At 64.3% G+C, this 22,632-nt stretch carries 21 protein-coding genes and 1 tRNA gene; 16 read left to right on the top strand and 6 right to left on the bottom strand.

Translation table 11 applies throughout. The annotated features are described in order from the left end of the window. Window positions 1-72: 72 nt before the first annotated feature. Window positions 73-149: transfer RNA gene (locus ABID58_RS04305), tRNA-Met, on the bottom strand. 379 nt (window positions 150-528) lie between these two features. On the opposite strand from ABID58_RS04305, the gene ABID58_RS04300 reads away from it, so the two are divergent. The 4 genes from ABID58_RS04300 to ABID58_RS04285 all read left to right on the top strand — a co-directional run bounded on the left by ABID58_RS04300 (window position 529) and on the right by ABID58_RS04285 (window position 5,278). After that, the gene (locus ABID58_RS04300) at window positions 529-1,905 is read left to right on the top strand and encodes a coniferyl aldehyde dehydrogenase (RefSeq protein WP_502916378.1); all 1,377 of its coding nucleotides are present in this window, start codon (window positions 529-531) and stop codon (window positions 1,903-1,905) included. A gap of 119 nt (window positions 1,906-2,024) precedes the next feature. Continuing rightward, complete coding sequence (locus tag ABID58_RS04295) at window positions 2,025-3,623, top strand: GMC family oxidoreductase (protein ID WP_354031642.1); 1,599 nt, start codon at window positions 2,025-2,027, stop codon at window positions 3,621-3,623. A gap of 183 nt (window positions 3,624-3,806) precedes the next feature. After that, entirely contained in the window at window positions 3,807-4,319 is a 513-nt protein-coding gene (locus tag ABID58_RS04290) for a CvpA family protein (RefSeq protein WP_148755038.1), read from the top strand. A 176-nt stretch (window positions 4,320-4,495) separates the two neighbouring features. Continuing rightward, window positions 4,496-5,278, top strand: a complete 783-nt coding sequence (locus ABID58_RS04285) for an SDR family oxidoreductase (protein WP_354031641.1) — start codon at window positions 4,496-4,498, stop codon at window positions 5,276-5,278. Window positions 5,279-5,373: 95 nt separating this feature from the next. On the opposite strand, the gene ABID58_RS04280 is transcribed toward ABID58_RS04285, so the two are convergent. Continuing rightward, window positions 5,374-5,850: a DUF3775 domain-containing protein gene (locus ABID58_RS04280; protein WP_148755036.1), complete on the bottom strand. Its 477-nt coding sequence runs from the start codon at window positions 5,848-5,850 to the stop codon at window positions 5,374-5,376. A gap of 249 nt (window positions 5,851-6,099) precedes the next feature. Here ABID58_RS04280 and ABID58_RS04275 point away from each other — a divergent pair, with 249 nt between their 5' ends. The 8 genes from ABID58_RS04275 (at window position 6,100) to ABID58_RS04240 (ending at window position 14,174) form a co-directional block, all read left to right on the top strand. Continuing rightward, window positions 6,100-6,942 carry a fumarylacetoacetate hydrolase family protein gene (locus tag ABID58_RS04275; RefSeq protein ID WP_354031640.1) on the top strand — a complete coding sequence of 281 codons (843 nt, stop codon included), beginning with the start codon at window positions 6,100-6,102 and terminating at the stop codon, window positions 6,940-6,942. Between the two features lie 139 nt (window positions 6,943-7,081). After that, the gene (locus ABID58_RS04270; RefSeq protein WP_354031639.1) at window positions 7,082-7,693 is read left to right on the top strand and encodes a glutathione S-transferase family protein; all 612 of its coding nucleotides are present in this window, start codon (window positions 7,082-7,084) and stop codon (window positions 7,691-7,693) included. 23 nt (window positions 7,694-7,716) lie between these two features. Continuing rightward, on the top strand, window positions 7,717-8,898 hold the full coding sequence (locus ABID58_RS04265; RefSeq protein WP_354031638.1) for a serine hydrolase domain-containing protein: 1,182 nt from the start codon (window positions 7,717-7,719) through the stop codon (window positions 8,896-8,898). A gap of 43 nt (window positions 8,899-8,941) precedes the next feature. Further along, window positions 8,942-9,811 (top strand): MBL fold metallo-hydrolase, encoded by an 870-nt coding sequence (locus tag ABID58_RS04260; protein WP_354031637.1) that lies wholly within the window; start codon window positions 8,942-8,944, stop codon window positions 9,809-9,811. A gap of 125 nt (window positions 9,812-9,936) precedes the next feature. After that, window positions 9,937-11,085 (top strand): alpha/beta hydrolase, encoded by a 1,149-nt coding sequence (locus tag ABID58_RS04255; protein ID WP_354031636.1) that lies wholly within the window; start codon window positions 9,937-9,939, stop codon window positions 11,083-11,085. A 65-nt stretch (window positions 11,086-11,150) separates the two neighbouring features. Next, window positions 11,151-12,122, top strand: coding sequence for an iron exporter MbfA (gene mbfA / locus ABID58_RS04250; protein ID WP_148755054.1), 972 nt, complete (start codon window positions 11,151-11,153; stop codon window positions 12,120-12,122). Window positions 12,123-12,222: 100 nt separating this feature from the next. Beyond that, a complete protein-coding gene (locus ABID58_RS04245) occupies window positions 12,223-13,695 on the top strand; it encodes an amidase (RefSeq protein WP_354031635.1) in 1,473 nt (490 codons plus the stop codon). Between the two features lie 125 nt (window positions 13,696-13,820). Then, entirely contained in the window at window positions 13,821-14,174 is a 354-nt protein-coding gene (locus ABID58_RS04240; RefSeq protein ID WP_354031634.1) for a nuclear transport factor 2 family protein, read from the top strand. Window positions 14,175-14,319: 145 nt separating this feature from the next. Here ABID58_RS04240 and ABID58_RS04235 read toward each other — a convergent pair whose 3' ends face one another. After that, complete coding sequence (locus ABID58_RS04235) at window positions 14,320-15,408, bottom strand: Zn-dependent alcohol dehydrogenase (RefSeq protein WP_148755028.1); 1,089 nt, start codon at window positions 15,406-15,408, stop codon at window positions 14,320-14,322. 45 nt (window positions 15,409-15,453) lie between these two features. Then, window positions 15,454-17,238 (bottom strand): acyl-CoA dehydrogenase family protein, encoded by a 1,785-nt coding sequence (locus tag ABID58_RS04230; protein WP_354031633.1) that lies wholly within the window; start codon window positions 17,236-17,238, stop codon window positions 15,454-15,456. 223 nt (window positions 17,239-17,461) lie between these two features. On the opposite strand from ABID58_RS04230, the gene ABID58_RS04225 reads away from it, so the two are divergent. Together ABID58_RS04225 and ABID58_RS04220 are read left to right on the top strand one after the other, a co-directional pair. Further along, window positions 17,462-18,163 (top strand): SDR family NAD(P)-dependent oxidoreductase, encoded by a 702-nt coding sequence (locus tag ABID58_RS04225; RefSeq protein ID WP_148755025.1) that lies wholly within the window; start codon window positions 17,462-17,464, stop codon window positions 18,161-18,163. A gap of 116 nt (window positions 18,164-18,279) precedes the next feature. After that, on the top strand, window positions 18,280-19,110 hold the full coding sequence (locus tag ABID58_RS04220) for an enoyl-CoA hydratase (RefSeq protein WP_354031632.1): 831 nt from the start codon (window positions 18,280-18,282) through the stop codon (window positions 19,108-19,110). An 85-nt stretch (window positions 19,111-19,195) separates the two neighbouring features. On the opposite strand, the gene ABID58_RS04215 is transcribed toward ABID58_RS04220, so the two are convergent. Together ABID58_RS04215 and ABID58_RS04210 are read right to left on the bottom strand one after the other, a co-directional pair. After that, window positions 19,196-19,819, bottom strand: a complete 624-nt coding sequence (locus ABID58_RS04215) for a GNAT family N-acetyltransferase (protein WP_354031631.1) — start codon at window positions 19,817-19,819, stop codon at window positions 19,196-19,198. A gap of 69 nt (window positions 19,820-19,888) precedes the next feature. After that, window positions 19,889-20,092: a DUF1127 domain-containing protein gene (locus ABID58_RS04210; protein WP_148755021.1), complete on the bottom strand. Its 204-nt coding sequence runs from the start codon at window positions 20,090-20,092 to the stop codon at window positions 19,889-19,891. 110 nt (window positions 20,093-20,202) lie between these two features. On the opposite strand from ABID58_RS04210, the gene ABID58_RS04205 reads away from it, so the two are divergent. Together ABID58_RS04205 and ABID58_RS04200 are read left to right on the top strand one after the other, a co-directional pair. Further along, complete coding sequence (locus tag ABID58_RS04205) at window positions 20,203-21,102, top strand: transcriptional regulator GcvA (protein ID WP_354031630.1); 900 nt, start codon at window positions 20,203-20,205, stop codon at window positions 21,100-21,102. A gap of 145 nt (window positions 21,103-21,247) precedes the next feature. Further along, window positions 21,248-22,579: an MFS transporter gene (locus ABID58_RS04200; protein WP_148755017.1), complete on the top strand. Its 1,332-nt coding sequence runs from the start codon at window positions 21,248-21,250 to the stop codon at window positions 22,577-22,579. Window positions 22,580-22,632: the final 53 nt, after the last annotated feature.

Below are 22,632 nucleotides of genomic sequence, written 5' to 3'. Positions count from 1 at the left end.
GATCACATCGCCAGACAAAAACGGCCCGCGTGATGCGGGCCATTTTCGTATCGAAACCGGTCATTCCGAATTTGGTTGCGGGGATAGGATTTGAACCTATGACCTTCAGGTTATGAGCCTGACGAGCTACCGGGCTGCTCCACCCCGCGTTAAACCGTTGCTTTGCCTTCGTGAAAATGCCGGGGACGGCGGATCAGGGCCGACGCTGCTCGCGTGGCTTGCTTCTCCCGTCCCGAAGGCTTCCTTGGAAGGCAACCCCGGGCAAAGCCCGTCGGGTGCAGGGGGTATGTACCAACCCGAACCGCCTTTGGAAAGGGCCGAGGGGACGTTTTTTTCGACTTTATGACAGGTCGCGGGCGCGGATTCCGGCCGGTTTGCCACGCACTTGCCAGAAGTTCCACAAACGGCCAGCTTGCGGCAACAAAACAGGGGCGAAACGCCGATTTGGGGAGGACCGCCTTGAACAATACGTTGGATCGCCCCCTGGTGAGCGCCCCGCTGGCGGCGCTCACGGACAGCTTCCAGGCCATGATCGCGCGGTCACGGGCCGAGCCGGCGCCTGACCTCGCCGCACGGCTCGACCGGCTGGCGCGGCTGCGCGCCGTCATCGCTGACAACGAGGAGCGCTTCCGGCAGGCGATCTCGGCCGATTTCGGCCACCGCTCGGCGGTCGAGACTGATATCGCCGAGACGATGATGTTGCTCTCCGAGATCCGGCACGCGACAAGACATTTGAAAGGCTGGATGACGCCGCAGCGCGTCGCGACAGCGCTGCAATTCCTCCCCGCGCGCAACCGGCTGATGCCGCAGCCGCTCGGCGTCATCGGCATCATCGCGCCCTGGAATTATCCGCTGCAGCTGACGCTCGCACCCGCGATCGGCGCCATCGCCGCCGGCAACCGCGTCATCATCAAGCCGAGCGAGCTCGTAGCCCATTTCTCCGCGCTGTTGAAGGAGGCGGTCGCCGAGAGGTTCGATTCGACCGAGTTGCTGGTCACCGGGGTCGAGGACGAGATCGCAAAGGGTTTTGCGACGCTGCCATTCGATCACCTCGTCTTCACCGGCTCGACCCGGGTCGGGCGGCTGGTCGCGGAGGCGGCGGGGCGCAATCTGACGCCTGTCACGCTCGAGCTCGGCGGCAAGTCGCCGGCGATCGTCGATGTCTCCGCCGATCTCGACGAGGCGGCCGAGCGCATCGCCTACGGAAAACTGCTCAACGCCGGGCAGACCTGCATCGCGCCGGATTATGTGCTGGTGCCGGAGGGCGCATTGCAGGCATTCGCCGAGAAGGTGCGCACGCAGATGCGGCGCATGTTCGGCACCGATCCTGTCAACAGGGACTACACCTCGATCGTTTCCGACCGGCACTATGCACGGCTCGAAGCGCTGGTCGCGGATGCCGCGCAGCGTGGCGCAAAGATTCTGCAGCCGGCCAGGGCCGACGACCCCAACTGGAAGGCGCACCGCAAATTCCCGCCGACGCTGATCGTTGGCGCGACCGAGGAGATGGCGGCGATGCAGGAGGAGATCTTTGGCCCGGTGCTGCCAGTGCTCGGCATTCGCGATCCGGCCGACGCGATCGCCTTCGTCAACCGCCGCGACCGGCCGCTCGCGCTCTACTGGTTCGGCAGGGATCGCGACGCGCGCGACGAGGTTTTGGCGCGCACCGTCTCCGGCGGCGTCACCATCAACGACTGCCTGTTTCACTTCGCGCAAATCAACCAGCCGATGGGCGGCGTCGGCGCATCCGGCACCGGCGCCTATCACGGCGAATGGGGCTTTCGCAGCTTCAGCAAGCTGAAGCCGGTGTTTTATCGCTCAAAATTCAACCGTCTCGCCGATCTCCATCCGCCCTATGGCGGCAAGATCGCGCGGCTGGAGAAGATGATGCGGTTCATGTCGTAGCTTCCCGTCATTGCGAGCAAAGCGAAGCAATCCAGACTGCCGCCGCGGAGGGATTCTGGATTGCTTCGCTGCGCTCGCAATGACGACAACAACAAAAACCATTACTTGGGGAAACATCAGTGACTGACACATTCGATTTCGTCGTCGTGGGCGCGGGCTCCGGTGGTTGCGCCGTGGCGGGGCGGCTGTCGGAGGATGCGGCGACATCCGTGGCGCTGCTCGATGCCGGCGGACGGAACGACAGTTGGCGGATCACCACGCCCTTCGGGCTCGCTCTGCCGCACAAGGCGGCCAATTGGGCCTTCGACACGGTGCCGCAGAAGGGATTGAACGGCCGTATCGGCTATCAGCCGCGCGGCAAGGGCCTCGGCGGCTCCTCGGCGATCAACGCCATGGTCTACATCCGCGGCCACAAATGGGACTACGACCACTGGGCCTCGCTCGGCAATGCCGGCTGGTCGTATGCGGACGTGCTGCCCTATTTCAAGCGCTCGGAGAACAATTCCGATTTCGACGGCGAATATCACGGCAAGGGCGGCCCGCTGCATGTCAACAGGTTGCGATCGGACAATCCGATCCATGAGATTTTCCATCAGGCCGCACGCGAGGCACAGTTCCGTATCCGCGAGGACTTCAATGAAGAGGACCACGAAGGGCTCGGCAGCTACCAGGTGACGCAGCACAGGGGCGAGCGCTGGAGCGCGGCGCGCGCCTATCTGCAGCCCCACATCGACAAGCGCGCGAATCTGCGCGTCGAGACGGCGGCGCATGCGACGAAAATCCTGTTCGAAGGCGGACGCGCGGTCGGCATCGAATATGTGCAGGGCAAGCAGACGAAACAGCTGCGCGCGCGCCGCGAGGTGATCCTCGCCTCCGGCGCCTTCCAGTCACCGCAATTGCTGATGCTGTCGGGCATCGGCGACGGCGAGGCGCTTGGCGCGCACGGCATCGGCGTCGTGCATCATTTGCCGGGCGTCGGGCGCAATCTGCAGGACCATCCGGATTTCGTGTTCGTCTACGCCTCCGACTATCCGCACTTCGTTCACTCGTCGCTCGGACGGTTGCCGTCCCTGCTCCGCGCCATACAGCGGTACCGCAGGGAGCGACGTGGCCTGATGACCACCAATTTCGCCGAGTGCGGCGGCTTCCTGAAGACGCAGGCCGATCTCGACGTGCCGGATATCCAGCTGCACTTCATCATCGCGATGCTCGACGACCACGGCCGCAAGAAGCACAAGGAGGCAGGTTTCTCGTGTCACGTCTGCCTGTTGCGGCCGAAGAGCCGCGGCAGCGTCTGGCTGAAAAGCGCCGATCCGCTGGCGGCGCCGATGATCGATCCGAACTTTCTGGGCGAGGCGGAGGATCTCGAGACCATGGTCGCGGGCTTCAAGACCACGCGGCGGCTGATGGAGACGCCTGCGATGCGCGCCTTGCAGAAGCAGGACATGTTCACGTCCGACGTGAGAACGGACGACGACATCCGCGCCATCCTGCGCAATCGCGTCGACACGGTCTACCACCCCGTCGGCACCTGCAAGATGGGCACGGACGCAATGGCCGTGGTCGATCCGAAGCTGAAGGTGCACGGTGTGGACGGCCTGCGTGTCGTCGATGCCTCGATCATGCCGACGCTGATCGGCGGCAACACCAATGCGCCGGCCATCATCATCGGGGAAAAGGCGGCGGATATGATCAGGAGCGAGGTGCGGGTGAGTTAGCGACGCAATCTCCACTTGGTCGTCCCGGCGACAGCGGAAAGGACGATTTCTTCACTCACCTTGAATAAGCCTGAAATGGACGCCCCCTTAGCTGCTGGAGCGAAAAGATACAGACGATTTTAGCGATCTGAAACCGGAACGACCGGTTCGGCGTTCATTCGTTCCATCGGCAGGGTTGCGCTCATGAATAGCTTCGATTTCGCGGTCTATGCGGCGCTCGCACTCGCGATCGGCTTTGGCTTCAGGACCGGCTTGCTCCGCAGCGCCATGACCATTCTCGCCTATCTCCTGGCGGCCCCCATCGCGGTTTCGCTGATGCCGATGATCGCGCCGCAGATCACGGGCAATCCGAATGCGCCGCAATTCCAGAACTGGATCTGGTTGTTCGGCATCTTTCTGGTGGTCGGCATGTTGCTCGGATATATCGGCCGTTTCGTGCTTGAGGACACGGTCGGCGACGCCGGCATCGGCGACCGCCTCGGCGGCGCCGCGCTCGGCGCCGTCCGGGTCGGCCTTGTCGCCACCACGCTGGTGCTGGTGTTCGACCAGATCGTGCCGGCCAACCGCCAGCCGCCCTTCCTGGCCGGCTCGCATCTGCGGCCGCTGTTCTCGGCGGTCGGGCAGATGGGCTTCAAGTCGCTGCCGCCGGAGGCCGCCGCCGCGATCGACCGCCTCAAGCAGGAGCGGCGCATCTGACTGTTTGGGCATGATCTTTTCGGAAAACCGCTACACACTTTTCCGGATCATGCCCGTTTGCATCGCCGCAGCCCGCGCCATGCATTTTGATGCGGGCACGTCCCTTATCAGCGGCATCACTCTTGGCTAGAGTGCCGCCCGTCCAAAAACCTGCCTGACATTACGGGAGTGAAACAGTGGATCTTGGGATCAAAGGTCGCCGCGCCATCGTCTGCGCATCCAGCAAGGGCCTGGGGCGCGCTTGCGCCATCTCGCTGGCCGAAGCCGGCGTTGACGTCACGCTGACCGCGCGCGGCGCCGAGGCGCTGAAGAAGACGGCCGACGACATCCGCAAGGCCTATCCCGCCGTGAAGGTCACCGAGATCGTCGGCGACATCACGACGCCTGCGGGGCGCGAAGCCGTGCTGAAGGCCTGCCCCGAGCCGGACATTCTCATCAACAATGCCGGCGGCCCGCCGCCCGGCGATTTCCGCAACTGGACCCGCGACGACTGGATCAAGGCGATCGACGCCAACATGCTCACGCCGATCGAGCTGATCAAGTCGACCGTCGACGGCATGATGGCGCGCAAGTTCGGCCGCATCGTCAACATCACCTCGGCCGCGGTGAAGGCGCCGATCGACATCCTCGGCCTCTCCAACGGCGCGCGCGCCGGCCTCACCGGCTTCATCGCCGGCCTGTCGCGCAAGACCGTGATCAACAACGTCACCATCAACGGCCTGCTGCCGGGCCCGTTCGAGACCGATCGCCTGACCGGCACCGCGAAGGCCGAGGCCGACAAGCGCGGCACGACGCCCGAGCAGGTCCTGGCCGAGCGCGCCAAGCTCAACCCGGCCGGCCGCTTCGGCCAGCCCGACGAGTTCGGCTATGCCTGCGCCTTCCTTTGCGGCGCCAAGGCCGGCTTCATCACCGGCCAGAACATTCTGCTCGATGGTGGTGCGTTCCCGGGAACGCTGTGAGAGCGGTCATCTCGCCTGCGATAGTGGGGAGAGTCCAGCCATGACGATGCGGGAGCTTCAGCGCCCAAGCGCGAGTCATGTGTTATCGAGGATCATCACCGCCGTTTGGTGATCTCGTCCTCGTCCCGCTCGCTGGGATCAGAGGAATCTGCGGTGAGCTGCTCGTCGGTCCAGTCGATGCCGAATGCGTCGAGCCCGTCGGCGAGCAGATCGCCCAGCATCGGCTCGCCGAGCAGGTATTGCACCGTTTCACGGCGCGGGCTGCGATACTCGGACCGTGCCTCCACAGCACGGGCGCGCAAATCGTCCCAATCATCGATCGCGCCGTCGCCGCGACCGAGCCAGGTCAGCGCGACGAGATCGAGCTGCTCGTCCTCGTTCAAGGCAATCATGAAGCCGCCGAGCTCGTTGCGGACCGGATCGGAGCCGTTGTCCTTCAGGACGTCGACTGCGTCGTCATCGGTCGGGTTCGAGCCCGAATCCGGATCGGTATCCGCCTCCTTGACGTCGAATTCGCGGGCCTTTTCGATGATGAAGGCGACCTTCTCGGCGGAAATGGCAAGCTCTGGCATGGGCTCCCCTTTGGCTCGTCCTGGGTTCCGCGATAACGCCGCACCGCTCCAGATGATCCATTGCGCCTGATGGCGGAAACTCGCATCAGCGAAAGAATTGGTGGGCACGGCGCTTCGCGCCTTTGCCCCACCCTACGATCACCCGAATTGAGGGGCTGCAATGCGCCCCGTTTTGAGCGGTTGAATTTCCCGCCGCGCTGTTCCATGAAGCTATTTAACCGATCAGTCCATCCCAAGGGAGAAACGAGAATGAAGCTTGTTCGTTACGGCGAGAAGGGTGCGGAAAAGCCCGGCCTGATCGACAAATCCGGCCAGTTGCGCGACCTGTCGGCGCATGTGAAGGACCTGACCGGCGAGGCCTATTCGCCAGAGTCGCTGCAGAAGCTCGCCGCCATCGATCCCGCCTCGCTGCCCGCCGTCTCGGGCAAGCCGCGGTTCGGCGCGCCCGTCACCGGCATCTCGAAGTTCGTCGCGATCGGCCTCAACTACAGCGACCACGCCAAGGAGACCGGCGCCGCCATTCCGAGCGAGCCGATCATCTTCATGAAGGCCAACACCTCGCTGTCCGGTCCGAACGATAAGGTCGAGAAGCCGCGCGGCTCGACCAAGCTCGACTGGGAAGTCGAGATCGCCGCGATCATCGGTACCCGGGCAAAATACGTCTCGGAAGCCGATGCACTGAACCACGTCGCCGGCTATTGCGTCTGCAACGACGTCTCCGAGCGCAACTTCCAGACCGAGCGCCTGGGTCAGTGGACCAAGGGCAAGTCGCACGACACGTTCGGCCCGGTCGGTCCCTGGCTCGCCACCAAGGACGAGATCAAGGACGTGCAGAACCTGTCGATGTGGCTCGACGTCAACGGCCAGCGGCGCCAGGCCGGCTCGACCAAGACCATGATCTTCTCGATGGCCAAGTGCATCTCCTATGTCTCGCAGTTCATGACGCTGCTGCCGGGCGACATCATCACGACAGGCACCCCGCCCGGCGTCGGCCTCGGCATGAAGCCGCCGACCTTCCTCAATGTCGGCGACGTCATCACGCTCGGCATCGAAGGCCTCGGCGAGCAGCGCCAGGAGATCGTTGCGGCGTAAGCCGCGCCGTCGCCATACCGTCATTGCGAGGAGCGAAGCGACGAAGCAATCCAGGCTGTCTCCGAGGAAGCAGTCTGGATTGCTTCGCTTCGCTCGCAATGACGGAAACCAATTGCCGGTCTCCCGTAGGACATTTCCGATGAAACTCTCCTTCTCCGCCGCCTCGCCGTTCGCCCGCAAGGTGCGCATTGCTGCGATCGAGCTTGGGCTGATCGACAAGATCGAATTCACGCCCGCAACGGTCGCGCCCGGCACGGCCAACGAGGACTATTCGCGCATCACGCCGCTGAAGAAGCTGCCGGTGCTGATCACTGATGACGGCGACGTCATCCTGGATTCCTATGTCATCGTCGAATATCTCAACGAGATGGCCGGCGGCAGCCTGATCCCGGATTACGGTCCGCGGCGCTGGAAGGCCAAGACCAATCACTCGCTGATCAACGGCATGCTCGATTCCATGCTGCTGTGCCGCTACGAGAAGATGGTGCGGCCGCAGGGCCTGCAATGGCAGGCGTGGTCGGACGATCACTGGAACCGGGCCTGGACCGGCATGGCGCGTTTCGAGAACATGCCTGACGTGCTGAACGGCCCGTTCGACATCTCGCAGATCGGCCTCGTTTGCGTGCTCGGCTACGCCGACTTCCGCTTCGCCGATTGCGGCTGGCGCAAGGCCTATCCGAAGCTCGATGCCTTCCATCAGAAGATGCTGGAGCGGCCGTCGGTGAAGATCTCGGTGCCGCCAGCGGCGTAGCGGGATATGCCTGGAGAATGACGATGCGCGATCAATTCTCCCGGTTCACAATTCTCGGCGCGGGCCTTGTGCTCGCGCTCTCCATCTCAGCCACCAATCTACGGGCCGAGCCTGGACAACAAGGCCAAGCCTGTGGAGCGCCGTCATCGATCGACGATGGCTGGGAGATCGCCTCGCCCGACAGTCTCGGCATGGATGGCGCGCAACTCTGCGGCATCGCTGCACGGCTCAAACAACGCGCGACCTCGGTCCATTCGGTTGTCGTCGTGCGCCACGGCAAGCTCGTCTTCGAGCAGTATTTCCCCGGCTACGACCAACCCTGGGGGCAAACGGAAGGCCAGCACGAATTCACCGCGACGACGAAGCACGACATGCGTTCGGCATCGAAGAGTGTCGTTTCGACGCTCGTCGGCATTGCGATCGATCGCAAGCTGATCGAAGGCGTTGATGAACCTGTGCTCAAATTCTTCCCCGACCGTCAGGCGATGAAGCAGCCGGGCTGGGAGGCCATTAAGCTGCGCCATCTGCTGACGATGTCCTCGGGGATGAAATGGGACGAAGCGCGGGCCTGGACCGATCCGAACAACGACGAGCCGCATCTCACGTTTGAAGCCGATCCGATCGGCTATGTGCTCGCAAGGCCGGTCGCTGCACCGCCGGATGTGCTCTGGACCTATAATGGCGGCGGGACTGAACTGCTCGGCAACATCCTCGAGCGCGTCTCGGGCAAGCCGCTGGAGGCGTTTGCCCGCGAGGTGCTGTTCCAGCCGCTTGGGATCACCGATCTCGAGTGGAAGGCCTATAAGAACGGCAAGATTGCAGCGGCCGCGGGCCTGCGCTTGCGGCCGCGCGATGCGGCGAAGATCGGCCAGCTCGTGCTCAATCGCGGCCAGTGGAACGGCCAACAAGTTGTCTCGGCCGACTGGATCGCGCAATCGATCACGCCGCGCTTCCAGGCGATCGGCTATTTCGGCGGCACGCTGTTCTACGGCTATCAATGGTGGATGGGCCGCTCGCTGGCCGGCAGCAAGGAAATCAAATGGGTTGCCGCCTTCGGCTGGGGCGGCCAGCGCATCTTCATCGTGCCCGAGCTAGATCTCGTCATGATGACCACCGCTGCCCAATACGGCCAGCCCAAGGAAGGGCTCGCCGCGATCGACATCCTCTCCAACATCGTCATTCCATCCGTGCGCGACGCACGCTGAGTGCAAGAGAAACGAATAAGGGAAGCGAACAAGGGAAGCGAGCATGAGCCTGAAATTCACCGTCGGCGATCTCACCATCCATCGCGTCATCGAGCAGGAAGCGCCCTTCTTCCCGGCGCTGGACTTCATGCCCGGCCTGACGCCGGAGGTGCTGGCCGAGAACCGGGCGTGGATGCGGCAAGCCAAGGCGCTCGACGACCGGGACACGCTGATCCTGTGTTTCCAGTCTTACGTGATCAAGACGCCGCATCACACCATTCTGGTCGACAGCTGCATCGGCAACGACAAGCCGCGGCCACAGCGGCCGGCATGGAACATGAAGACCGACGACAACTATCAACGCGGGCTCGCCGCGGCGGGCGTCTCCGTCGACGACATCGACTTCGTGATGTGCACGCATCTGCATGTCGACCACGTCGGCTGGAATACGCGGCTGGAGAACGGCCGCTGGGTGCCGACGTTCCCCAAAGCGCGCTATGTGTTCGCCAAGCAGGAATACGACCATTGGTTCGCGGAGAATGCGAAGACGGAGATTCCGCCCTTTGCCGACAGCGTGCTGCCGGTGGTCGAGGCCAAGCGCCACGAGCTGGTCAGCAACGATCACCAGATCGGCGATCACGTCCGCATCGTGCCGACGCCGGGCCATACGCCCGGCCACATCGCCGTCGCGATGGGCCGCGGCAGGGACGACGCGGTATTCTCCGGCGATCTCATGCACTCGCCGCTGCAGACACTCTATCCGGAGCTGTCGATCAAGTTCGACGTCGATCCGGCCAAGGCGGCCACGACGCGGCGAAGCTTCCTGGAACGCTATTGCGACACCGAGACGCTGTGCTGCACCGCGCATTTTCCCTCGCCGTCGGTGGGGAAGATCAGGCGCAAGGGTAGCGGCTTCGTGTGTGCGGCGGTGTGATTGGGCTGACGCCGTATGGTGGGCAAAGCGTGCCCACCATGCCAAATGCGCCAGGGAATGGTGAGCACGGCGCGCGAAGTGCGCGCCTTTGCCCACTCTACGATTCCACCCGCGTGGAGAAAGCAATGACAGCACTTCCCGACATTCCCCTCCCCGCCGGCATCCGCTCGCGATATGTCGACGGCATCAACGGCTTGCGGATGCATGTGCTCGAGGCTGGCTTCGAGACCAGGGGCCGTCCCTGCATCCTGCTGCTGCACGGGTTTCCCGAGCTCGCGTTCTCCTGGCGCAAGGTGATGCCGGCGCTCAGCGAGGCCGGCTATCACGTGCTCGCGCCCGACCAGCGCGGCTATGGCCGCACGACCGGGTGGACCGCGGATTACGACGGCGATCTCACCCCATTCTCTCTTCTCAACCTCGTCCAAGATGCGCTCGCCCTGGTGTCGGCGTTCGGCTACAGGCAGGTCGATCTCGCCGGACACGATTTCGGCAGCCCGGTCGCGGCGTGGTGCGCGCTGATCCGGCCCGACGTGTTTCGTTCGGTGACGTTGATGAGCGCGCCGTTCGGCGGAGCGCCGGCGTTGCCGTTCAACACGGTCGATGGTCCCGCGAAGCCACCGGTCGAAGATCCCGTGCATCGCGAACTCGCCGGGCTGCCGCGCCCGCGCATCCACTATCAATGGTACTATGCGACGCGCGCCGCCAACGCCGACATGCAGCACGCGCCGCAAGGCGTGCATGATTTTCTGCGCGCCTATTATCATCACAAGAGCGCGGACTGGATCGACAACAAGCCATATCCGCTGAAATCATGGTCGGCAGGCGAGCTTGCCAAGCTGCCGACCTATTACGTGATGAACCTCGGTGAGACCATGGCCGAGACGGTCGCGAAGGAGATGCCGTCGCCGGCCGCGATCGCCGCCAATCAATGGCTGCCAGACAGCGACCTCGCCTATTACAGCGCCGAATATGCCCGCACCGGATTCCAGGGCGGCCTGCAATGGTATCGCTACGGCACGTCAGGCTTGCTCAACAACGAGATGCAGCTGTTCTCGGGCCGCAGGATCGACGTGCCCGCGTGCTTCATCTCGGGCAAGCAGGATTGGGGCACTTATCAGCGCCCCGGCGTGTTCGAGGCAATGCAGGGGCGCGGCTGCACGAAGATGCTCGGTTGCCATCTCGTCGACGGTGCCGGCCATTGGGTGCAGCAGGAGCAGCCCGCCGAGGTCAGCCGGCTGCTGCTCGACTTCCTCGAAAAGGCCCGCGCCGCATGATTTGACCCGGGAACCGCGTCGCATTATATAGTTTAGAATAGTTCTAAACTAATGGGACAGGCCGCGTGAAGAATTTTGCCGATCTGACCGAGCGCGAGGTGCTTGCGGTCGCGATCTCCTCAGAGGAGGAGGACAGCCGCATTTACATGTCCTTCGCCGAGGATCTCCGGGAACGCTATCCGGATACGGCCAAGATCTTCGAGGAGATGGCGGAAGAGGAGCGCGGCCATCGCCACATGCTGCTGGAGATGTACGAGCAGCGCTTCGGTCCTCATTTGCCTCCGATCCGCCGCGAGGACGTCAAGGGATTCCTGCGCCGCCGCCCAGTCTGGCTCACCAAGAACCTCTCGCTCGACACCATCCGCAAGGAGGTCGAGACCATGGAGATGCAGGCCGAGCGGTTTTACGTGAAGGCGGCCGAACAGGCGCAGGATACCGGGGTGCGCCGCCTGCTCGGCGATCTCGCCGAAGCCGAGAAAGGTCATGAAGAGACCGCGGCAAAGCTGGCGGACCAGATCCTCAAGCCCGGCGTGCGCGCCGAGGAAGACCGCACGCGGCGGCGGATGTTCGTGCTGCAATATGTGCAGCCGGGCCTCGCCGGCTTGATGGACGGCTCGGTCTCGACGCTGGCGCCGCTGTTCGCGGCGGCCTTCGCCACGCACCAGAACTGGCAGACGTTCCTGGTTGGCCTCGCCGCCTCGATCGGCGCCGGCATCAGCATGGGATTTGCCGAAGCGCTGTCCGACGACGGCTCGCTGACGGGCCGGGGCTCGCCCTGGCTGCGCGGCATCACCTGCGGCGCGATGACGACGCTCGGCGGGCTCGGTCATACCATGCCCTATCTCGTGCCGGACGCATGGCCCAACGCATTCTGGATCGCGACCGCGATCGCCGGCATCGTCGTGTTCTTCGAACTCTGGGCGATCGCCTTCATCCGCGCGCGCTACATGGATACGCCGTTCCTCCAGGCCGTATTCCAGATCGTGCTCGGCGGCGCCATCGTGCTGGCGGTGGGGATCTTGATCGGGGCGGCATAGCAGCCTCGGCATTCCCTCGCATGGCAATCGCGATCAAACGGCGGTTGCGGCGTTCGGCCAAACTGCGCATCATCCCTTCAGTGAAGCGCAGGAGCATGTCGTGGCGAAATCGGAATGGAGTTACAAGAGCGCGGTCGAGCTGTCGGCCGCATTGGCGGCGAAGAAGGTCTCCGCCGTCGAGCTCACGCAGGACGCGATCGACCGCATCGAACGGCACGACGGCAAGGTCAACGCGATCTGCGTCCGCGATTTCGAGCGCGCGCTGAGCGCCGCGCGTGATGCGGATGCGGCCCTGGCTCGCGGCGAGCGCAAGCCGCTGCTCGGCCTGCCGATGACGGTGAAGGAATCCTACAACATCGCCGGCCTGCCGACGACCTGGGGCATTCCCGCGCAGAAGGACTTCATTGCCAAGGAAGACGCGCTGCCGGTGACGCGGGTGAAGGACGCTGGCACTGTCATCGTCGGCAAGACCAACGTGCCGCTCGGCCTCGGCGACTGGCAAAGCTACAACGACATCTACGGCACCACCAACAACCCCTACGATCTCGGCCGCACGCCGGGCGGTTCGTCCGGCGGCTCCTCGGCGGCCCTCGCCGCAGGCTACGGCCCGCTCTCCATCGGCTCCGATATCGGCGGCTCGCTGCGCGTGCCGGCCTTCCATTGCGGCGTCTACGCACACAAGCCGACCTTCAACCTCGTCGCCATGCGTGGCCACACGCCGCCGCCGCTGCCACCGTTGCCATTCGAGCGTGACCTCTCGGTGATCGGCCCGATGGCACGCAGCGCCGCCGATCTGTCGCTGGTGCTCGACGTGATGGCCGGGCCCGATCCGATCGATGCAGGCTTCGCCTATCGGCTCGAATTGCCGGCGGCACGGCACATCGCCTTCAGGGATTTCCGCGTGCTGGTGATCGACACCGATCCGGTGCTGCCGACCGGCACCGCCGTGCGCGGCACCATCAACACGCTCGCCGATAACCTCGCCAAATCAGGCGTCAAGATCGAACGCAGCAGTCCGCTGCTGCCGGATTTTGCGGCCTCGACGCGGCTCTATATGCGCATGCTGATGTCGTTCCTCGCCGCAAGTTTTGCGCCCGACATCTATGCCGGCGCCAAGGCGGCGGCAGCCGCGCTGCCCGAGGGCGACAACAGCCTCGCCGCCGAGCGGCTGCGCGGCATCGCACTCAGCCATCGCGACTGGCAGATGGCGAACGGCGGACGCACCCGGTTGCGCGCGCAATGGCGCGAGCTGTTCAAGACGTTCGACGCCGTGATCTGTCCGGTGATGCCGACCGCCGCCTATCCCCACGACCATTCGCCGGATCAGGAAACCCGCCGCATCACAATCGACGGCAAGGAGCACGTCTATCCCGACCAGCTCGCCTGGCCCGGCATCGCCACGCTGCCCGGCCTGCCCTCGACCGCGATCCCGACCGGCTTCGCGCCGGATGGGCTGCCGGTCGGCGTCCAGATCGTCGGCCCATGGCTCGAGGACCGCACGCCGCTGAAGCTGGCCGAGCTGATCGAGCGCGAGTTCGGCGGGTTCGTGCCGCCGAAGATGTTTGATGATTGATGCCGCCGCGTCATTGCGAGGAGCCCTTGCGACGAAGCAATCCCGTCCGCATCTGCGGAAACATTTCTGGATTGCTTCGCTGCTCTCGCAATGACGGAGTAGATAACTGAGGACGGATAAATATCATGAGCCAGGACCTCGAACAGCTCACCGCACTCAACCGTGACTATGTCGCATCTGTGCAGAACTGCGACGTCAAACGCTTCGACGAGATCCTGGCGCCGGAGTTTTACTGCTCCAATCCGGACAAGACGCTGGTCGACCGCACCGGCTTCCTGGAGCAGACCGCGCGGCCGGTCGCGATCCGCGATCTGCATGCGTTTGACGTCATCATTCGCATCATGGGCGACTTCGCGATCATTCACGCGGCAACGAGCTACACCACCGCGGATGGTCAGCAGGCGACCGGGCGCTACACCGATTGCTGGGCGAAGAAGAACGGCAAGTGGCTCGCGGTGTCTGCGCACGTGTCGCGGTGAGCGGCCCGCATCGCCGCCCCACTCTCCGCCGTCATGCCCCACGAAGGCGGGGCATCCAGTACGCCGCGGCGTCTCGGTTTAGCAACGACGGTCTCTGGAATACTGGATCGCCCGGTCAAGCCGGGCGATGACAGCGTAATCGGCGCTAGCTATCAAACACAATCACGCTGCGCAGCGTCTTGCCGGCTTTCATGTTGGCAAAGCCCTCGTTGATCTCGGACAGCTTCAGCTTGGCCGAGATCCAGTCTTCCAAATGCAGCCGGCCGCGCAGGTAGAAATCGACCAGACGCGGCATGTCGACGCGGAAATGGTTCGAGCCCATTGACGAGCCCTGGATCCGGCGTTCGCGCAGGAAGTCAAAACCGTGCAGCTCGATCTTCTGGCCGAACGGGATCATGCCGACGATCGTGGCGGTGCCGCCGGAAGCGAGCATGCCGAACGCCTGCTCCGCGGTTTCCTTGCGGCCGAGCACCTCGAAGGAATGATGGACGCCGCCATTGGTGAGGTCGCGGACCTGCTTCACGACGTCGCCGTCGGCGGGGTTGACGATGTCGGTGGCGCCGAGCTTGGTCGCGAGTTGGAGCTTTGCCGGATTGGTGTCGATGGCGATGATGCGGCCGGCACCGGCGATCTGCGCACCGTTGATGGCGGCCATGCCGACACCGCCGCAGCCGATCACGGCGACGGTTTCGCCGGCCGTCACCTTCGCCGTGTTCACCACCGCGCCGTAGCCGGTGATGACACCGCAGCCGATCAGCGCGGCGAGATCGAGCGGCATCTCCTTGCGGATTTTGACGATCGCGTTCTCGTGCACCAGCATCTGCTCGGCGAAGGAGGAGAGGTTGAGGAACTGGTGCAGCTTCTCGGGCTTCGACCATTGCATGCGATTGGAGACGCCCGGCAGCAGCTTCACCGTGGTGTCAGTGCAGAGCACCGTGCGCCCCGTGGCGCAATTGTCGCAGGTGCCGCAGAACACGGATAGGCACGTGACGACGTGGTCGCCCGGCTTCACATAGGTGACGTCGGAGCCGACCTGCTCGACAATGCCGGCGGACTCGTGTCCGAGCACCGCGGGCAGCGGATGCGGGTAGAGGCCTTCCATGAAGTGCAGATCGGAGTGGCAGAGCCCGGCGACTGACGTGCGGATCAGAACTTCGCGTGGGCCGGGCTTCGGCAGGCTGACATCCTCGATGACCAGCGGCTTGTTGACTTCATGGAGGACGGCGGCCTTCATCGAGCACTCCCTATCGCGTTTTTTGATTTGATCGTGGCCCGCAGCCTACGCTGCCAGAACCAGTTCGCCAACCTCGCTCATGCCGGCGTCGCGGTCACCGAGCAGAAGTGCTGCGATCTTGGCCTGCGTGGCATTTTCCGTCAGCCGGAACGGATCGCCCGGCACGACGCGATGGTCGATCACCAGCCGCGACAGCAGCAGCCGGCGCGCGTCGCCGCGCATGTCGTGGATGCGGTGCGCCTCCCAGGCGAGCGCAACGGCGCTTGCGACGTGATAGAGCAGGCTCGTTGCGCGCCGCGCATCGGCCTCGTTCTCTGACTTGCCTGCGACCTCGCGCGCGAAGCCGACGGCGCGCTCGACGAGGCCGCGCAAATTGTCGCGCCAGGCCTGCGGCACCGAGGCGCTATCGTCGAGGCGTGCGTGCAGATCCGCATTCAGCGCGGATTCTGCGCCGTGGCGGCCAACGGCACGCCTCAACGCATCGATGGCGACGATGTTGCCGGTGCCTTCCCAGACGGAGCCGAGATGCGCATCGCGCAGCAGGCGCGGCGTGGCGAATTCCTCGATATAGCCGATGCCGCCGCGCATCTCGAGCGCGTCGCCACAGACTTTTCGCGCATCGCGCGTAGCGCGGAATTTCAGGGTCGGGGTCAGAATGCGCAGCAGCGCCGCCGCATCCTGGCTGCCGGCTTCCGCACGATCGAGCGCATCGGCGGTGAGAAAGCTCATCGACAGCGCCTGCTCGACCGGCAGCATGATTTTCAGCATCTGCCGTCGGCCGAGCGGCAGGTCGATGATGCGGTTGCCGAACACCACGCGGTTCTTCGCCACGGCAAGCGCGTCATGGTAGGCGCGGCGCATCAGCGCGGCCGATTTAACGCCGTTTGAAAGCCGCGACGAGTTCACCATCTCGGCCATCTGCACAAAACCGCGGTCGAGCTTGCCGACCGCGTACGCAATCGCGCCTTCGAGCTTGATCTCGCCGGAGGCCATCGAGCGGGTGCCGAGCTTGTCCTTGAGACGCACGATCCGGTAGTGGTTCTGCGAGCCGTCGTCGAGGAAGCGCGGCATCAGGAACAGGCCGACACCGCGCGTGCCGGGGCCGGCGCCTTCGGGGCGCGCCAGCAGCATCACGACTTTCGCGTCTGCATTCGAGCAGAACCATTTTTCGCCGGTGAGGCGCCAATGGTCGCCCTCCTGCACCGCGCGCGTGGTCAGCGTGCCGACATCGGAGCCGCCTTCCTTCTCGGTCATGAACTGGCCGCCTTGCGTCAGCTTGCTCATGTCGGTCGAGGTTAGGCCGTCCAGATATTTTGCTTTCAGCGCGTCGCTGCCGAAATTCGCCAGCAGCTTTGCACAGCCGTCCGTGACGTTGATCGGGCAGCCCATGCCGAATTCGGCCTGGTTGAACAGGAAGGTGAAGGCGTGCTTGGCCACCACAGGATATTTGTCCGGCCAGCCCATGATGCCCTTGCGGATCGACAGCGCGTGGATACCGAATTCGCCGAAGGCAGCGTTCTCCAGCTCGCGATAGGCCGGGTGATATTCGATCCACTGCACGTCGCGGCCGAACTTGTCGCGCTGGTGCAGCAGCGGCGTGTGTCGGTCGGCGAGCCGCGCACAATCGTCGAGATGGCCGCCGGCGAGCTCACCGAGGCGATCGAGATGCGGCTCGATGTGGCGGAATAGCGTCTCCGGCAAATGGATGCGCAGGAGGTCCGTCAGCGCCTGATCGGCGCGGTAGAAATTCATGCCAGTGGTATCGGGCGCCAGCAGGCCGGGTGGTGCGGCCGTGACATTATTTGGCTGCGCTGTGGCCGGCTTGTGCATGATCGTCCTCTTCGTTTCCGCCCGGCGCCAAATTCTTATCGCTTGCCGCTTGGGATGATGTCGATCATGCTCCCATCGCGAGAGGCGATAAAGCCGCAAATTGTCAGGGAGGCATGATCGCCGTGAAGGAGCAATTCGCTCTGCGGAATTGTGATCGAGCCGGCTGGTTGTCCGCGCGGCGGATGCATAGATCAGCGGCGTCCCGTCCCCGAGAGATCACGCCATGGAACATCCGAAATACAAGATCGCCCTCATCGTCGGCGCCGGCGAAGGCCTGAGCGCCTCGCTGGCACGGCTGCTGTCCGCGCAAGGCATTCGCGTCGCGCTTGCCGCGCGAAAGATCGAGAAGTTAGGCGCGCTCTGCAGCCAGACCGGCGCGAAGGCCTATGCCTGCAACGCCACCGAGCCTGAGGAGGTCGAACGCCTGTTCGGTCTGGTCGAGCGCGAGATCGGCACGCCGGATCTCGTCGTCTACAATGCCTCTGGCCGCGCGCGTGGCACTTTTGTCGATCTCGTCCCGGCGGATGTCGCGAATGCGATCGCGGTCAGCGCCTATGGCGGCTTCCTGGTGGCCCAGCAGGCGGCCAGGCGCATGGTACCAAGCAAGCATGGCGCGATCCTGTTCACCGGTGCTTCGGCCAGCGTCAAGGGCTACGCGCAATCCGCTCCGTTCGCGATGGGCAAGTTCGCGCTGCGCGGGCTGGCGCAGAGCATGGCGCGCGAATTGTCGCCGCAAGGCATCCATGTCGCGCATTTCGTCATCGACGGCGGCATCAAGAGCGCTGCGCGCACCGAGCCGGCCGACAAGCCGGATTCGATGCTCGATCCCGATGCGATCGCGGAGAGCTACTGGAACGTGCTGCAGCAGCCGCGCAGCGCCTGGAGTTGGGAGCTGGAGCTGCGGCCCTGGGTGGAGAAGTTTTGAATCGAGTTGCCGTAGGGTGGGCAAAGGCGCGTAGCGCCGTGCCCACCATCGATAACGAGAACAACAAATGGTGGGCACGCTTCGCTTTGCCCACCCTACAAGAGTAGGGAGCGACCATGACCACGGAAACCACCGTCGACACCGGCACCAGTGAACTGCTCTGCGTCATTCGCGACCGCGTCGCCGTCATTACGCTGAACCGGCCGGAGGCGCGCAACTCGCTGTCGGACACGCTGACGCCGGCGCTGCGCACGATGATCCGGACCTGCGGCGAGAACCCCGATGTCGGCGCGCTGCTCATTACCGGCGCCGGCGAAGCCTTCTGTGCCGGCGGCGACGTCAAGGGCATGGGCGCGCATCGTGATCCCAAAAAGCTGGAAATGTCGCTTGAGGACCGCGTCGCCGATCTCCAGGAGCGGCAGCGGCTGCTCACGGGAGCACTGGTGTCGGTGCGCAAGCCGACCATCGCCGCACTCCCTGGCCCCGCGGTCGGCGCCGGGCTTGCGCTCGCTATGGCCTGCGACGTCCGCATCGCCGCACAATCGGCCTTCGTCGCCACCGGCTATGCCCGCATCGCGCTTTCCGGCGATTACGGCATCGCCTGGCTGTTGACGCGGCTGGTCGGCACCGCGCGGGCGCGCGAGCTGCTGTTCACCGGCGATCGCGTCGACGCCGCGCGCGCCGAGGCCATCGGCCTCGTCAACCGCGTCGTGCCTGACGACAAGCTGCAAGCCGAGGCCTTCGCCCTGGCAAAATCGCTCGCCGAAGGTCCGCGGCTGGCGCTGCGCTACATGAAGGACAATCTCGACGAGGCCCTGCTGTTCGATTTCGAAACCGCCCGCGATCACGAGGCCGAGCGCCTGATCCGCCTCACCACGACCGCCGATCACAAGGAGGCGGTGCAGGCGTTCATCGAGAAGCGCAAGGCGGTGTTCACGGGGAAGTAGGCGCCTCAATCACAGCGACGCGTTTTGCGTGAGGGGCAAAAAAAAGCCCGGCTCAGATTTGACTTGAGCCGGGCCCGGAGTGGTGTCAGGCCGAGGCTGAGGGGCTATCGGCCTGACGGGAAAGTGCGGCGAGACGCCAGCTGGCGCAGGGAATGTCCTTCGGCGCGACGTGGATCTCCTTGTCGAAACGCACCAGCTTCCAGTCGTCAGGATGACTGACGAAGGCGAAACCGGATTTGCGCGCGAGCGAGATCATGGTCTGGTTGGAGCGCAGCGTATCGCCGAAGATGTGCTCGGCGCCAAGCGAGGCGGCGCGGCATTCGAGGTTCTTCAGAAGCGCGGTGGCAATGCCGTGGCCCTGCCAGCGATCGTCGACCGAGAGGCCGAACTCCAGCGTCGAGGTCTCGACATGCAAGGCGTAGCGCGCCTCGGCAACGATGGTCTCGAAGCCGTCGACCATCCTGGTCGCGACCACGGTAAATCGTTCGCGCTCGCCGACCTGAAGGAAGTCATTCAGCAGCCCCTTCGGCAGTTCGCTGAGCGCGCCGAAGAAACGGTTGTAACGGGAGCGGGTCGAGAGCGAGCGGAAATAGTGCTGGAGCTCCTCGGTGTCGCGCGGCTCGACGTAGCGCACGTTGATTGCGTCGCCCTGCCGGGTGCGCAGCACGTCCGAATATTGCTTCAGATCTTCAAGCCGGAGGGTGCTCATGACACGTGCCCTAGAGAAGGAGGGACCGCCGGCGCCCCTGTGATCAGGCGGCGCCGGCCTGGCGGCCTATCAGGCCCGCCAGAAGGGTTTCTCAGCCTCAAAGGCGATATCGCTCCAGGACAGGCCGACGTCGTGGAGATCGCGGGCGGTCCAGTTGCTCAGTTCGCGACGGGTCCGGTAACGCTCGTGCCAGACATGGAGTGTTTCGCCGATCTGGTAGAGCAGCCCAGGCGCATGATGATTTGTCATCGAATTGTCAGTGCAGGTAGACATTTTCAGCTCCTCGAGCTAAATTTGGACCGAATATCCTCCTGCGCGCGTGCTTCGACAAACGACAATTTGTACCTCTTCGCATGAAATAAGCTCATGCATCATGCTGCCAAATGACTGCCAGATTGCCCTCCCTGAACGGATTGCGGGCGTTTGAGGCCGCCGCGCGCCATCTCAGCTTCACGCTGGCGGCAAGCGAGCTGAATGTGACACAGACCGCTATCAGCCATCAGATCCGCCGGCTCGAGGACGAGCTCGGCATCCGCCTGTTCATCCGGCAGAACCGCGCGCTGGCGCTGACGCCGGAGGCGCGCGACTACCTGCCCGGCGTCCGCGCCGCCTTCAACGACCTCCGGCTTGCGACCGACCGGCTGCTGCGCAAGGACGACGACAAGGTGCTGACGGTCTCGACACTGGCCTCGCTGGCGGCAAAATGGCTGCTGCCGCGGCTGACCGATTTCCAGGAGACACATCCCGGCATCGACGTGCACATCACCACCTCGACCAGTCTCGTCGATTTCCAGCGCGACGATGTCGACGCCGCAATCCGTTATGGCCGCGGCCAATGGCCGGGCCTGCGCGCCGACTGGCTGATGGCGGACGAGCTGTTCCCGGTGTGCAGCCCCTCGCTGCTGCGCGGCGACAAGCCGCTGCGCCAGCCGGAGGATTTGCGGGGTTATCCCCTGCTGCACACATCCAACGCCAACAGCGACGACTGGCGGCTGTGGCTGACGGCGGCGGGCCTCCCGGCCGACATCGCCAGGCAGCCCGGCATCACCTTCGACATGATCTTCATGACCATCCAGGCCGCGATCGACGGCATCGGCGTGGCGATGGGGCGGACCTCCTATGTCAGCGACGACATCGCCAAGGGCCGGCTCGTGGTCCCCTTCAAGATCGCGCTGCCGGCGGATGCGGGCTTCTATCTGGTCTCGCCGGAGGGCCGCCGCGAGGCGCCGAAGCTCGCCGCGTTTCGCCAGTGGATGATCGCTGCAACGCAGAATAAAGCCTGAAAAATCATCAGCTTCCGCAGCAAATTCAGTTGACTCGCAACGCCTCGCGCGAGATGGGGTAAGACAGATTGTCACAGCAACGATCTGTCGCCTTGCCGTGAAAATGAGTTCCGGTCCGGCCACGTCTTCCAGGGGAGTAACGTCAATGGCTGGACCAGCAGCATCAACCAATCCGCCCGAGATCAAATCGCGCATCGGCGCGATTCTGCGCGCAACGAGCGGCAATTTCCTCGAACAGTTCGACTTCTTCCTGTTCGGCTTCTATGCCGCCGCGATCGGCAAGGCGTTCTTCCCCTCCACCAACGAGACCGCGTCACTGCTCAACACCTTTGGCGTGTTCTGGCTCGGCGCGCTGATGCGCCCGGTCGGCGCGATCGTGCTCGGCGCCTACATCGACCGCATCGGCCGCCGTCAGGGCCTGATCGTGACGCTCGCTATCATGGCGATCGGCACGGTCGTGATCGCATTCTGCCCGAGCTACGCCACGATCGGCATCGCAGCGCCTGTGATCGTCCTGGTCGGACGCCTGCTGCAGGGCTTCTCCGCCGGCGTCGAGCTCGGCGGCGTGTCGGTCTACCTCGCGGAAATCTCCACGCCCGGCAACCGCGGCTTCTACACCTCGTTCCAGTCCTCGAGCCAGCAGGTCGCGATCTTCGTGGCGTCGATCCTCGGCTATCTCCTCTCCGAGGTGATGCCGGCTGACACGGTCGCAGCCTGGGGCTGGCGCATTCCCTTCTTCGTCGGTTGCATGATCATTCCGCTGATCTTCTTCCTGCGGCGCACGCTGGAGGAAACGCCCGCCTTCCTCGCCATGAAGAAGCATCCGACGGCGAACGAGGTGTTCGCCTCCGCGCTCGCCAACTGGCGCATCGTCATCCTCGGCATGATGATCGCGGTCCTGACCACGACGACGTTCTACTTCGTCACCGTGTACACGCCGACCTTCGGCAAGACCGTGCTGAAGCTGTCGTCGCAGGATGCGCTGCTGGTCACGTTGCTGGTCGCAGTCACGAATTTCATCTGGAATCCGGTCGGCGGCGCGCTGTCCGACCGGATCGGCCGCAAGCCGGTGCTGCTCGGCATCGCCACACTGGCGCTGCTCACCGCCTATCCGGCACTGAGCTGGCTGGTGGCGGCGCCGACCTTCGGCAAGCTGCTCGCGGTCGAGATGATGTTCTCGTTCTATTTCGGCATGTACAGCGGCACGATGCTCGGTGCTCTCGTCGAGATCGTGCCGGCACACGTCCGCACCACCTGCTTCTCGCTCGCCTTCGCGCTCGCCGCCGCGCTGTTCGGTACCTTCACGCCGTTCGCCTCGACCTTGCTGATCGACTACACCGGCAACAAGGCATCGCCCGGTCTTTGGCTGATGTTTGCGGCCGCGCTTGGTATCATTGCCGCGTCGATCGTCTATCGCGGCGGCCGCCAGGCGGTGACGACGTATGATACGGCGGCGGAGCCGGTGGCGGGTCATTGATGGTCATTCCGGGGCGCGCGTAGCGCGAGCCCGGAATCCATTTCTCCGAGCAT

Source organism: Bradyrhizobium sp. S3.2.6 (assembly GCF_040546885.1).
GTDB classification, from domain to species: domain Bacteria; phylum Pseudomonadota; class Alphaproteobacteria; order Rhizobiales; family Xanthobacteraceae; genus Bradyrhizobium; species Bradyrhizobium cytisi.
Note: the sequence above shows the minus strand (reverse complement) of the source record. Positions and strands in the feature narration are given on the sequence as shown.

What these genes read in the sequence shown, in the direction of transcription:
- ABID58_RS04300 (WP_502916378.1), top strand. Translation starts at nt 529, where the DNA reads ATGATCGCGCGGTCACGGGCCGAGCCGGCGCCTGACCTCGCCGCACGG.
- ABID58_RS04290 (WP_148755038.1), top strand. Translation starts at nt 3,807, where the DNA reads ATGAATAGCTTCGATTTCGCGGTCTATGCGGCGCTCGCACTCGCGATC.
- ABID58_RS04280 (WP_148755036.1), bottom strand. Translation starts at nt 5,850, where the DNA reads ATGCCAGAGCTTGCCATTTCCGCCGAGAAGGTCGCCTTCATCATCGAA.
- ABID58_RS04275 (WP_354031640.1), top strand. Translation starts at nt 6,100, where the DNA reads ATGAAGCTTGTTCGTTACGGCGAGAAGGGTGCGGAAAAGCCCGGCCTG.
- ABID58_RS04270 (WP_354031639.1), top strand. Translation starts at nt 7,082, where the DNA reads ATGAAACTCTCCTTCTCCGCCGCCTCGCCGTTCGCCCGCAAGGTGCGC.
- ABID58_RS04265 (WP_354031638.1), top strand. Translation starts at nt 7,717, where the DNA reads ATGCGCGATCAATTCTCCCGGTTCACAATTCTCGGCGCGGGCCTTGTG.
- ABID58_RS04260 (WP_354031637.1), top strand. Translation starts at nt 8,942, where the DNA reads ATGAGCCTGAAATTCACCGTCGGCGATCTCACCATCCATCGCGTCATC.
- ABID58_RS04255 (WP_354031636.1), top strand. Translation starts at nt 9,937, where the DNA reads ATGACAGCACTTCCCGACATTCCCCTCCCCGCCGGCATCCGCTCGCGA.
- ABID58_RS04240 (WP_354031634.1), top strand. Translation starts at nt 13,821, where the DNA reads ATGAGCCAGGACCTCGAACAGCTCACCGCACTCAACCGTGACTATGTC.
- ABID58_RS04235 (WP_148755028.1), bottom strand. Translation starts at nt 15,408, where the DNA reads ATGAAGGCCGCCGTCCTCCATGAAGTCAACAAGCCGCTGGTCATCGAG.
- ABID58_RS04230 (WP_354031633.1), bottom strand. Translation starts at nt 17,238, where the DNA reads ATGCACAAGCCGGCCACAGCGCAGCCAAATAATGTCACGGCCGCACCA.
- ABID58_RS04225 (WP_148755025.1), top strand. Translation starts at nt 17,462, where the DNA reads ATGGAACATCCGAAATACAAGATCGCCCTCATCGTCGGCGCCGGCGAA.
- ABID58_RS04220 (WP_354031632.1), top strand. Translation starts at nt 18,280, where the DNA reads ATGACCACGGAAACCACCGTCGACACCGGCACCAGTGAACTGCTCTGC.
- ABID58_RS04215 (WP_354031631.1), bottom strand. Translation starts at nt 19,819, where the DNA reads ATGAGCACCCTCCGGCTTGAAGATCTGAAGCAATATTCGGACGTGCTG.
- ABID58_RS04210 (WP_148755021.1), bottom strand. Translation starts at nt 20,092, where the DNA reads ATGTCTACCTGCACTGACAATTCGATGACAAATCATCATGCGCCTGGG.
- ABID58_RS04205 (WP_354031630.1), top strand. Translation starts at nt 20,203, where the DNA reads ATGACTGCCAGATTGCCCTCCCTGAACGGATTGCGGGCGTTTGAGGCC.
- ABID58_RS04200 (WP_148755017.1), top strand. Translation starts at nt 21,248, where the DNA reads ATGGCTGGACCAGCAGCATCAACCAATCCGCCCGAGATCAAATCGCGC.